The 11,906-nt window shown below is 42.4% G+C and carries 10 protein-coding genes; 3 read left to right on the top strand and 7 right to left on the bottom strand.

All coding sequences use genetic code 11. From position 1 onward, the window contains the following. Window positions 1-13 precede the first annotated feature (13 nt). On the bottom strand, window positions 14-718 hold the full coding sequence (locus O59_RS09940) for an arylesterase (RefSeq protein WP_232283063.1): 705 nt from the start codon (window positions 716-718) through the stop codon (window positions 14-16). Between the two features lie 20 nt (window positions 719-738). On the opposite strand from O59_RS09940, the gene O59_RS09935 reads away from it, so the two are divergent. From O59_RS09935 to O59_RS09925, 3 genes are all read left to right on the top strand, one after another. Continuing rightward, window positions 739-1,422, top strand: coding sequence for an ABC transporter ATP-binding protein (locus O59_RS09935; RefSeq protein WP_007642172.1), 684 nt, complete (start codon window positions 739-741; stop codon window positions 1,420-1,422). A 5-nt stretch (window positions 1,423-1,427) separates the two neighbouring features. Beyond that, window positions 1,428-3,926, top strand: a complete 2,499-nt coding sequence (locus O59_RS09930; RefSeq protein ID WP_007642170.1) for an ABC transporter permease — start codon at window positions 1,428-1,430, stop codon at window positions 3,924-3,926. Window positions 3,927-4,040: 114 nt separating this feature from the next. Continuing rightward, window positions 4,041-5,429: an MATE family efflux transporter gene (locus O59_RS09925; RefSeq protein WP_007642168.1), complete on the top strand. Its 1,389-nt coding sequence runs from the start codon at window positions 4,041-4,043 to the stop codon at window positions 5,427-5,429. A gap of 25 nt (window positions 5,430-5,454) precedes the next feature. On the opposite strand, the gene O59_RS09920 is transcribed toward O59_RS09925, so the two are convergent. The 6 genes from O59_RS09920 to O59_RS09895 form a co-directional block, all read right to left on the bottom strand. Continuing rightward, window positions 5,455-7,224, bottom strand: coding sequence for a glycosyltransferase family 39 protein (locus O59_RS09920; protein ID WP_007642166.1), 1,770 nt, complete (start codon window positions 7,222-7,224; stop codon window positions 5,455-5,457). Window positions 7,225-7,226: 2 nt separating this feature from the next. Further along, complete coding sequence (locus O59_RS09915) at window positions 7,227-8,198, bottom strand: glycosyltransferase family 2 protein (protein WP_040391832.1); 972 nt, start codon at window positions 8,196-8,198, stop codon at window positions 7,227-7,229. 61 nt (window positions 8,199-8,259) lie between these two features. After that, window positions 8,260-10,110, bottom strand: coding sequence for an NPCBM/NEW2 domain-containing protein (locus O59_RS09910; RefSeq protein WP_007642164.1), 1,851 nt, complete (start codon window positions 10,108-10,110; stop codon window positions 8,260-8,262). Between the two features lie 28 nt (window positions 10,111-10,138). Continuing rightward, window positions 10,139-11,095 carry a glycosyltransferase family 2 protein gene (locus tag O59_RS09905; protein ID WP_040391831.1) on the bottom strand — a complete coding sequence of 319 codons (957 nt, stop codon included), beginning with the start codon at window positions 11,093-11,095 and terminating at the stop codon, window positions 10,139-10,141. A gap of 1 nt (window position 11,096) precedes the next feature. Then, window positions 11,097-11,492: a GtrA family protein gene (locus tag O59_RS09900; protein WP_040391830.1), complete on the bottom strand. Its 396-nt coding sequence runs from the start codon at window positions 11,490-11,492 to the stop codon at window positions 11,097-11,099. A gap of 141 nt (window positions 11,493-11,633) precedes the next feature. Next, window positions 11,634-11,861, bottom strand: a complete 228-nt coding sequence (locus O59_RS09895; RefSeq protein WP_007642161.1) for a hypothetical protein — start codon at window positions 11,859-11,861, stop codon at window positions 11,634-11,636. Window positions 11,862-11,906 lie beyond the last annotated feature (45 nt).

Genomic DNA, 11,906 nt, shown 5'->3' with positions numbered 1-11,906 from the left:
AGCTGAATAGCAGCTACTGCAACATTTTTTCCAGTGCTGGTTTTACATTATTTACGATAATGGGTTGTGCTTCAGCGGTGGGATGAATGCCATCTCGCTGCATCAGCTCTGGTCTACCGCCAATACCTTCAAGCAAAAATGGCACCAGTGCGATGTTATTTTTCTCCGCCAGTTTCGGGTAAAGCTCTTTAAATTGATTACTGTAGCGCGCTCCGTAGTTAGGGGGAATTTGCATGCCAGTCAGTAATACTTCTGCATTATTTTTTTTACTGGAATCAATCATGGCTTGTAAATTCTTTTCGAGCAGTTTTAGCGGTTGACCACGTAGGGCATCATTCCCCCCCAGTTCCAATATGACGATATCCGGTTTGTGTTCATTTAACAGTGCGCCTAAGCGGTTGTTCCCACCAGAGCTGGTTTCGCCACTCACACTGGCATTAATGATCTGCACATCATTTTTTTTCGTTAATTCTTTTTCAAGCAAGCTGACCCAGCTTTTCTCAATGTCTATGCCATAGCCCGCACTTAAGCTGTCACCCATGACCAAAACTTTAGTCGGCTGTTGGGCATACACATCACTGATGACAATTGTCAGGAGTAAAAACAGGTAAATCTTCAGTTTGTTCATGGTTATCAAAATCCTATGCCCATAGAATGGACTTATTGGTGTTTCTGAACGTTCTCTCATCTGGGTTAAACAATCATCCAGACTACTCATCGGATAAAGGTTACTTAATTATGTCTGCTGTTGCTATGGTTCAAGCAAATTCAGTTACCAAAGAAGTTAATACGCAAGAAGGAACCTTAAGGATTCTTCATCCCATCTCAATTACCGTAAATGCTGGTGAATCGCTGGCGATAACCGGTGCCTCAGGTTCTGGTAAGTCAACTTTATTGGGCATTCTTGCCGGTTTGGATGTGCCGAGTACAGGTGAAGTAATTCTTAATGGGCACAACCTCTCTCTGTTAGACGAGGAAGGGCGTGCAAAAGTTCGCGCCGGCAACGTGGGATTTATATTTCAATCATTTCAGTTATTGCCCGGATTAAGTGCTCATGAAAATGTAATGCTGCCGCTGGAGCTGCGCGGCGATAAAGCGGCAAGTAGTAAAGCACGCGAGTTCTTGCAGCGTGTTGGTCTGGAGCAGCGATTGCAACATTACCCGCAACAGTTGTCGGGTGGTGAGCAGCAGCGGGTGGCAATTGCCCGTGCTTTTGCGAGTGAGCCTAAAGTGTTATTTGCCGATGAGCCAACCGGAAATTTGGACAGCGCAACTGGTGCACGTATTATCGAATTTTTATTTGACTTGAATAGTGCGCAGGGAACGACGCTGGTTTTTATCACCCACGAGGAGCGTTTGGCGCAGTTGTGTCAAAGTCGTATTGAATTGGCGGCCGGTGCTTTGGTTTCCGGACGGGAGTAATAGCGATGAAATTGGCAATTAATTTATTACGACGTAACTGGCGTAGCGGCGAATTAAAACTCTTAGGGTTTTCATTAATGCTCGCCGTTGCGGTCTTGAGCGGCATCGCTATTTTTACTGATAGACTGGAAACCACCTTGATCAGTGAAAGTAATAGTGTGCTGGGTGCAGATTACATTGTGCGTGGCTCAAAACCACACGACAACGCTTGGAATACAGTTGCGGAACAGGCAGAGATTAAACACACTCGTTCGGCATTATTTTCGTCTATGGTATTTGCTGGCGATGAAATGCATCTTGCGTCGGTAAAAGCGGTAGACCAAGATTATCCACTGCGTGGTCAATTTGAAGTTAGCAAAATTCCATTTGCGATGAATGCTGCTGATATTGAAGTTGCCAGTGCAATTCCGGATCCTGGCGAAGCTTGGGTTGATTCACGTTTGTTACCGCTATTAAAAATTGAATTGGGTGATAAGGTTGCAGTAGGCGAATACGACTTGCGTATTACCCGTGTTTTGATTCGTGAGCCTGACAGTGCCAATCCATTTAGCATGACTGGTGCGCGGCTGATAATGAATATTGCTGATTTGGAAAAAACCCAAGTTGTGCAGCCAGGAAGCCGGGTTGATTATCAATGGTTGGTTGCCTCGGATGATAACAATCGCTTGAAGAGTTTTATTGATGATTTAAAACCGCAGCTAAGTAAACATCAACGACTGGTGGATATTAACTCCGCTCAAGAGCGGGTGGGGCGTACATTAGATACCAGCCGCCAATTTTTATTGCTATCGGCGGTTATTGCGGTATTGCTGGCGGGAGTTGCGATTGCAATAACCGCGCGTCAGTTTTCGGCGCGCCATACTGATCAAGTGGCGCTTATGAAAAGTCTCGGTGCGAGTGCCGGTCGTATTCGTTCACTTTATGTATCGCAGCTTATTTTTCTTGGCATTATCGCGTCGCTGATTGGTTTATTTATTGGCGAGTTTTTGCAACGCTCTGTGGCTGTCAGCCTACAGCAGGTTTATCAAATACGCTTGGGTGCGGCAAGTTTTTATCCCTATGGGTTGAGTTTTTTTAGCGGAATATTGTGTTTGGTTTTTTTTGCATTGCCTGCGCTCTGGCATTTACCAACTATCCCGCCGCTCAAAATTCTTCGCCGTGAATTGGCGGTCAACATGCCGCAGGTTTGGTTGCAAGCATTGCTTGCACTGTTGGCTGTATTGGTGTTGGTAATTTTATTTAGTCGTGATATCGAGTTGGCGTTAAGTATTAGCGGCGCATTGCTGGCCGTGATTCTTATTACCATTGCCGCGGCTTATGGGTTGTTGTTGCTGAGTAAAAAAATGGTATTGCGCTTGGGTGGTTTCTGGCGTTTGGCATTTGCCAATTTACAGCGTCAGCGTGGCCAAAGCCTGGTACAGATTTTGGTGTTTTCTATTGCGATTATGCTGTTGTTTACACTAACGATTGTACGCACCTCCTTGATTGAGGAGTGGAAGGTGCAAGTACCAGATGAAGCGCCCAATCATTTTCTCGTCAATATTCCCCCTGCTGAATTGCAAGATGTGCAAGCGATTCTGGCTGAAAATCAGGTTCGCCCCGAACCACTTTACCCAATGATGCGTGCGCGCTTGACTCATATCAACGGCGTAGAAACAACAGAGGAGCAGCGCTCGGTTGCAAACGCATTGCGGCGTGAATTAAATGTCACTTGGTCAGACACTTTGGCAGAGGATAATAAAATTATCACTGGTTTGTGGTGGGATAAATGGCAGCGCAGTGCGGCTAATTTGCCGGGTGTGTCAGTAGAAGTGGATACCGCTAAAGAAATAGGGCTAAACATCGGCGATAAATTACAGTTTTCATTTGGTGGATTATTGCTCGACGCAGAAGTTGCCAGTTTTCGTAGTTTGGATTGGCGCAGCATGAGGCCCAACTTCTTTTTCATTTTTGAGCCAGGGTCATTAGATGCCTATTCACCAACGTTTATCACCAGTATTTATTTGCCAGCCGATCAGAAGTCGGTCATTAACAAGTTGTTGTTGGATCACCCCACTATTTTGGTGATGGAGTTGGATCGCATTATTGGCCAAATCCGCAGTATCATTAATCAGGTAAGTGATGGTGTTTTACTGGTGCTCTGGTTAACGCTGATCGGCGGCTGTTTGGTGTTGCTTGCGGCAGTGATGGGGAGTATTGCTGCGCGTAAACAGCAGGCAGGATTGTTGCGAGCCTTGGGTAGCCCCCGGAGTATGATTGTGGGCAGTATTTGTGCGGAGTTCGCCATACTCGGTTTTCTGGCAGGGCTGATTGCTATTATTGGTACCGAAATATTATTAATTAGCCTGCAGACTTTCGTTCTGGAAACTCCGATGCAGCCCCACTATATTTACTGGTTGATATCGCCGCTGAGTGGCGCGGTATTTGTTTCAGCATTGGGCTATATCTGTTGCCGCCACACAGTTACAACACCACCGGCAGTTGTTTTGCGCGAAGCGGCGTAATGATTGTTTTCTAGTAATACTCTGCAACAACGCGCGTCATACAATAGTTACTTCAACTCTAAACCCGGTGCGCCGGGTTTAGCTATTTACGTACATCTCTTGTAGTTAATCACTATGAAACCTGCACATAAACCCATGCCGCAAAGCCGAGTATTAGATAAAGGCATTTGGGGCATGAGTCGCCCTATGTTTCTCGATCAGGCAGTGACTTACACGATTCCGCTGATCGATATGTATTTTCTAAGTCGTATTTCAGATAGTGCAGCGGCGGCTGTTGGTGCAATCACGCCTCTGGTGTTTGTGGCTAATGCTTTTTTAATTGTGAGCGCGTTTGCTGGTGCTAGCATCGCAAGCCAGCGTATCGGAGCGAATGATTACCTTCGCGGTAATGCCACTATCGCTGCCTATGCAATTTTTGTTGTGGTACTTGCCTTAATCGCCGCATTAGCGGTGAACCATGGCGGCCCATGGGTTGCCTCTGCTATGTCATTAAGCGGTGAGGTCGAGCAGCACGCGCGCACCTACTTGTCGATTATCGGGTGGATGGTGGCGCTGTGGGGTTGCCGTGTTATCTATCAAACAATTTTGAATATATATGGTGAGCCGCAATGGAACACCTATAGCAATATTATTTTATTTGGAGTGAATATAATCGGCAATGCGATTGCGGTGTATGGGTTTATGGGGATTCCGCCTAGCGGTGTTGTGGGTGTTGCTATTGCCAGTATTGTTGCAGCAGGGGCGAGTTTATTATTTGTCGTTGTGATTGTGCATTTCAAGTTGCGTATTCATATCCCGCTACATGAGGGCTGGAAAAACTTTTCAGTACTAATGGCTCCTGTACTTATGATTGCCGCCCCCTCTGTACTTGAACCTATGTCATTTCAGGCTTATATGATTGCACTCAACTGGATTGCAGCGGAGGTGGGCGATCTCGCGTTAAAAGTAAAAGTCTATGCCTACAATACATTTCTCTTTTGTTTAATGATTTCCATTGCACTAGGCATGGCGACCGAAGCCATTATTGCTCAGCGAGTAGGGCGCAAAGAATTCGATTTGGTTGATAAGCAACTAAAACAGAGTTTGAAAATAGCACTTATAGGCACAACAACCTTGGCGCTTATGTGGTTGGTATTCAATCAATCTATTTTGAAAATGTTTAGCAATGACCCAGAGGTTATTGCGATCGGTGTATGGGCATTTGCATTGAGTTTTTTGGCCGAGCCATGGCGTACGGTAAATATTGTTGTGGGAGGTGCCTTGCGCTGTGCGGGTGATGCAACCTTTACGTCGGTTTCCAGTATTGCAGTAATTTGGTTGTTCTCTGTCCCGCTTGCTTATGCATTGGCTATACCCTTGGGGTTTGGGCTTTATGGATTATTAATAGCAGCCATACTTGATGAGTTATTGCGTGCCCTAATAAAAGGTTGGCGCTGGAAGCAGGGGAAATGGATGCATACTGGAATTGCAGCGCGCGAAGCGCGCGCGGCAGATTTCCGCTAGGTCTGGTGTGAGAAGTTTGAAGTATTTATTGATTCCGGGGGGTTATTAACGTAAATCCATCAAAATCAATAAATGTAAACCGTTTAGCATCAAAAAATCGTTTTTCTTGGCTATTAACCACATAAACAGCATTTTCTTCGGGGTTGATGATCATATCACCAGGGTTGACATATCTATAACGTTGCAAATATGGGATTTCACCTTGATCTAGTGAGGCTGTAGCTAAGCCAATGGTTTTGTTACTTTGTAAGGCGTTTGTTCCTTGAAAATATCTGGCGTCAATTTTATGGTGAAATAATGTAAGAATTTCGCTGACATTCTTCGAACCATTATATTGGCTATTTACAGTAATATAGTATCTAGGGGAATTAATTTTGTAAGCTTGTTGTAGTGCTTTTCCCATTCCTTCAAAAAAATATTTCCCTATTTCTTTTGACCATATATTGAAATAGTAATTACAGAATAAACAGAAGAAGGAGGCATAAATTAATCCGCTTATAATAAAGCCAGATCTAAACCATCTCAAAGTAAGCGTTAGCCCCAAACCTGCAAAAATAATCATAAAATAATAGATTATATTGATGCGGTTAATGTTCACTGAGGCTATGACTATGCCTGTCCACAACCCTATGCCTAAACCTGCGAGGATGATAAAAGGGCCAAGCTTGATGGTTGGATTTGTGTTTGATTCGTCTTGGTTAGAAATAATTTTTACGATTAAGTATGCCAAACCCAAGACAACAAATGGTAGGGAGAATAGATATTGGGTTCCAAATTTATCTAACGCGTTCCATGGCGCGTCAGGATTCTGAAGGATTACTGTATTTAAAAGGCTGTTATAATTCGTTCCCAATTGTGCCCATAAATCGGAAGAGAAAAAGAGAATGTCTCCTGATCTTACACTTTCTGGAAAGAATGGCATTGTTATGGAGAGAAATTGAATGGTGGGTAATTTCAAGTAATTAATAATCATCACCAGCCAAATTGGAGCTGAAAGAAGAGAATAGATAAAAATGCTGATAATTATATCTTTGAAGTGAAAAATTCGCTTTATAAGCGCGTAAAGTGCGACGGAAAATAAAAAGATAGGTACAGTTAGAAACGCAATGCCATAGCTATACATGCATAATGAGAATGCAAACATTGCAAAATAAAGGTTGTATCTTTTATCCACTCCTTTGTTGAGAAAATAGCAACCTATAATAAAAAAATGAGGAAATAGATTGCAGTCTAAAGCCCACCGGCTTTGCATAATATGCCAAGGATTGATCGCTGCCAAAAACAACACAACTACAGCTGTTGTTCGGCCAAATGAATCTTTAATAAAACCATATAAAGCTAAGAGACCAAAAAGGCTGACGATGAGTAGTGGGAGTCTGGCGGTAACTTCGTTGAGCCCTCCGATTTTTATAAAGGGAACCATGAGGTACGAGAGCAGTACGCTCATTTGTCCGTAGCCCCAAGCTGTGAAATGTACAGGTAAGGACATACCGAAGCGATCGGTTCCGTAATCAGCAAGGGCTTTTGCATCTACCGCTGCCATCGCGCCATCTTGATTGAATCCACCAGGTATAACACCAAAATCCCATGACCTAACAATAATTGCTACTATTGCTATAATTGTCAGGAAAAAATTTTGATAGTTTACGGAGCTCCAATTACTAATTGAGCTGAAAAAACTAAATTTTAATTTATTACTTGGATGGGGATGGTTTGGTTGGTAAGTGAGTCGAATTATGAGAGCGAATATCACTGTGGCAAGTGTAAAACCGATAAATATAGTTTCAAAAATCATTTTTATTCTCCGTCAGAATGACGCTTTTCATTATTATTTGGGATTAGACGATCTTCCATGTTTTCAATGATATACCGAGGTCGTGCTTTTACTTCTTCATAAATTTTTTCGATATAAATTCCAATAACACCAACGGACATCATAAGTGTTCCACCTATAACCAATTGAAGTGCTATTACTGTAGTGAAGCCGCTCGCAGCATAACCCAAAATTTTCATTACTAATGTTTGACCAAGTAGGAATACGAAGGCAATCAAAAGGCCAAAACCTAAAAAAGCTGATGCATACAAAGGTGCTGCTGTGTAAGACGTAACTCCTTTTATTGCAAGCTTTACTAGGCTAATAAATGACCATTTGGATTCGCCAGCTTCGCGTTCTGCAACAATAAACTCCACTTGAGCTCGGGAAAATCCGATCCAGCTAGACATTCCTCGAAAGAAGGTTTGCTTTTCTGGCATGGCCTTCCATGCATTGATGGCTTTTCGGTCAAGCAACCTAAAGTCTGAGGCATTGTTTAAATCTATTCCCGAGGTTTTGTGAAGGATTTTGTAAAATATTCCAGCGCTTACTTTATATCTTAAACTTTCTTTGCCTCTATTTTTTTTAACTCCTTCGACAATATCGTAGCCTTCATTTTCCCATAGCTGGTACATCTGCGGAATTATTTCGGGAGGGTGTTGCATGTCTGCGTCTATACAAACACAGCAGTCGCCGGTAGCTAGGTCCAAGCCTGCACAAAGTGCACTTTCTTTTCCAAAATTTCGGCTTAGCTTTATTGCCTTTATTCCGGGTATCATCTGAGCGCTATCTTTGATTTTGCTCCAAGAACTATCTTTTGAACCATCATCAATTAGGATTAATTCATAATTGATTTTGCTGTTTTTTAAAATTGTTGTGACTCGCTCTATATTTTTTTGAATCATTTCGCTTTCATTGAACACCGGAATGATTACAGACAGAGTTTTTTGGGTCATTTTTATTCTCATTTTTAAAATATTTTTATGCAAAATAAATGAATTTTATGTTTTTTAGTCGTTAATTATTTGGCGTGACTGTAATGACTGTGTTTATCCAGTTGGCATGATCCCATCTTTCGTCTTTTAACGAAGATACTTTCAAATTTAGTATTTTTACTCCACGCACATCTATTTCATGTGTGGGGCGATATCGTTCATATCCATAAATAATGGTTGATTGCCAGAGTAATTTTCCATCGCCCCACACCGAAAACTGAACATCTGCAGTGCCCACCTCATCATCAAGTGCAACCATAAAGCTAAATATTTCAGCGTTGTCTGGTAATTGATATTGAATGTCAGAGTTGGCATGGGTGCCTATACCTTGGGCATATCTGCGATTAGCGACAGACAGTTTGTTGCCGTCAAAGCTACGGTTAACGGCCATGGTGCCGTGGTCTTGGCGGGCATAAACCAATGGTAAATTGGTTAACAGAACCTGTTTTTCTGTCAACTCAATTTGATGAATATGATACCGGTCGTATAAATAGGTCATCATCAGCCCGGTCGCCACCACAAAAAACCACAGTCCCAAAAATGGAATTCGATAACTGTATTTGAGAGTGTGTTGAAGGTTTGTAAATAGTTGATGATTCGTCAGTTGGTCTGTTAAGGCAATTATTAGTATTCCAACGGTTAACCACGATAAACCAAGCCAAATGTTTGAGCCGTTGATCTCCAGAATGATTAGCATATTCAGCGCACAAGCAATACTAATCAGCGCAGGATAGAATATTTTTTGACGCGCAGTTGCGCAATAACCCAATGCCATAACGGTAGCAGGAAATAGATATCGTTCATGCATGGCAGGCAGTAGCGTGAAAAATGCCAGGGCACATATAGTTGCCGCAAAAAGCGAATAACTTAATAATTGATTACTACCTACATACAATTTGTTTTTTATTAAAAAATAAACACCATGAATGAATATAAGGAGTGAAACTATTGAAAACAATAGCATTCCAAAATACTTTGCCATAAAGATACGCGCCCAGATTGAATCCTGCGGTACACCGAACAAAATAATATTGTCTGGTACGGTATTTCCCGTGAGCAGAATCCACAAGTTTGCGGCATTAAACGTAGTCATTGGGTATTGGCCTAGCGTATCAATATAGGCTTGGCGGAAGGATTGCCAGAAATGTCCGGCGATAATTGACGGTAAAAATATTAATACACCAAGAGCCACGGCAATCAAAATGCCAAGTAAGTGTTGGCGAATTTTATTAAAAAATAAAAAACCAAAAACAGGTGCAAAGGCAATTGTTTGGAATTTAGTTAGCAATGCCAGGGTAAAGAGTGGAATTGCCAAATGTGCATAGCGCCAGCTGCTGGCTGCAACCAAACTGCAATACACCATCACAGCAGGAACAAGATCCACTTGCCCCCAAATAGGGCCGTTCACCAAAATCGCTGGGTTAAAAACGGTAAGTACCATTACTGCTTGTAATAGTGCCGGTTTTGCTTTGGTGGTTTGTAATTGGCGAAAAATCACAATCGTTAATAAACAGTGGCATATTGTGACTGGAATTTGTGTTAAGAATTTTAAAAGATCATTGTGTTCAAGTGGTATTGCCGTCAGATTGTAAAATTTTCCAACCAAGTATAGCCAGTGAATATACACAGGAGGGTAGTTGCCATTAAAACCATCGTAGCCATTATTAGATAATTGACTTACCCAATCTTGCCAATAGCCTAAATCCTGACTGTAGCCTTTTAAAAATAATAAGCTGAAATTGAGTATAACCACGAATACTAAATAGGTTTGCAGTATGCTCGCCGGAGGCTGTGTGGTGGCGTGCGAAAATAGTGAGAGGCCGTTAATTGGTTCGATTGCTGGGCTGTTATTGTTGGATTCTTGAGCGTTCATAACGTTAATTTATACCGGTTATGTTGAATTAATCCTTTTTAATAATTTCACTAATATGAAATTTTGGTCTTCTTTTTACTTCTTCGTAAATTTTTGAAAGATACTCGCCAATTACTCCAAGACATAAAAGCTGCACACTGCCAATAAATAATAATGGCAGAAGTACAGATGCCCAGCCCGGCGTAGCATTATCGGTAAAAAAACGAATTGCCAGTACCCAAGCAATTAATGTGAATGATGCAAAGCCTGATACCAATCCCAGCACTGTGATCATGCGCAGTGGCGCCGTAGAAAATGCAGTAATACCTTTCCATGCAAAAGAGAGCATTTTTTTCAATGGGTATTTGCTTTCGCCGGCTTCGCGCGCTTGGCGTTCATATTCCACTACCGATGAGGGGTAGCCTACTTCACGTACGATGCCACGTAAAAACAAATTGGACTCATCGTATTCTTTGAGTGATTCCAGGGCGCGACGTGAGAGTAAGCGGAAGTCGGCATGATTGAAGACTAGATCTACTCCCATTTTTTTCATCAAATGGTAATAGCCTTCAGCGGTAAAACGCTTGAAAAATGTGTCGGTGTTGCGAGCCGAACGTACACCATAAACCACATCATTGCCTTTCAGGTATTCATCTACCATGGCTTCAATGTTTTGCGGGTCGTCTTGGAGGTCTGCATCTATGCTGACGGTGATGTCTTCTGTTGTGGTGCATAGTCCAGCATAAAGCGCATTCTGATGACCTTTGTTACGCGAAAGTTTAACCCCTACTAATGCGGAGTTTTGTGCAGCTTCTCGTGCGAGTATTTCCCAGGTTTTATCCTTGCTGCCATCATCGACCAAATAAATTTTGGATTTGTCATTAATTTTTCCGCGCGCAATCATCCCATCGCGTAATGCGAGCATGGTTGCCAATGTTTTGGGGAGCATTTCTTCTTCGTTGTAACAGGGTATGACGATTGCAAGAGACGGAATGAATGCAGTCATGTTAGTGATTCCTGTATATCCAGATTTTTTGAACCGCGAAGTTAATAAATACAGTAATGCCTGTTGCGATGAATTGCGCCACTAAATAATTTTCAACCCAGGGAATAGGCAAGTAGTTGTCAAACAGCCATAAAAAGGCGGCAAACAATACTGTATTGCAAAACAAGCCTATGCACACTGCAATAACAAATCGGGGGAAAGTCTCTGAGTGGCTTCGGCTGCTCTTGAAAGTGAAATGGTAGTTTGCCCAGTAGTTGAATAACGATGACAACACATATCCGGCAGCTGAAGCAGAAACCTCTGTTAACAGTTTTGTTTCAATAAAAATAATAAGTAGAAGGAATTGAATAAGACTGGAGATCCCTCCAATGCCAACGAATAGAGCGAAGCGTTTCATTGTTATTTTTACATTATATTTTTGAGGTTAATGGGCGCGCGCAGTTAAAAAGCGCCAGAACATTAACACATTTTTGCACAGGAAAGGATGTGAATTGCACGGTCTCAAATAGAATTCTTTTCCATGTTGGGTGACGCTGCTCTAGGCCCAGCGTAAAGCTGCGCCCATACGCTCGATATAGATATATTCAGGCTTGTTAGTTAAGGGGTGACAGGCGTGGCGTAAATGGTGATGATGCGCAGTAGACCCCATGTACTCCCAGCAATGGCCATCATTTACGCACAGTGGGTCACCCTCATTCAGGCGGTAACTGGCCAACTCATCCCACATTTTCTGCCATTCGGCATGGTTAATGTCGAGGTATTCCATTGCTTGTTTCCGCGTTTGAGTAAGGAGAAAAACAGCAGTTTGTGA

Source organism: Cellvibrio sp. BR (assembly GCF_000263355.1).
Lineage (GTDB): Bacteria > Pseudomonadota > Gammaproteobacteria > Pseudomonadales > Cellvibrionaceae > Cellvibrio.
The sequence above is the reverse complement of the archived record's forward strand: the minus strand, read 5'-3'. Positions and strand labels throughout refer to the sequence as shown.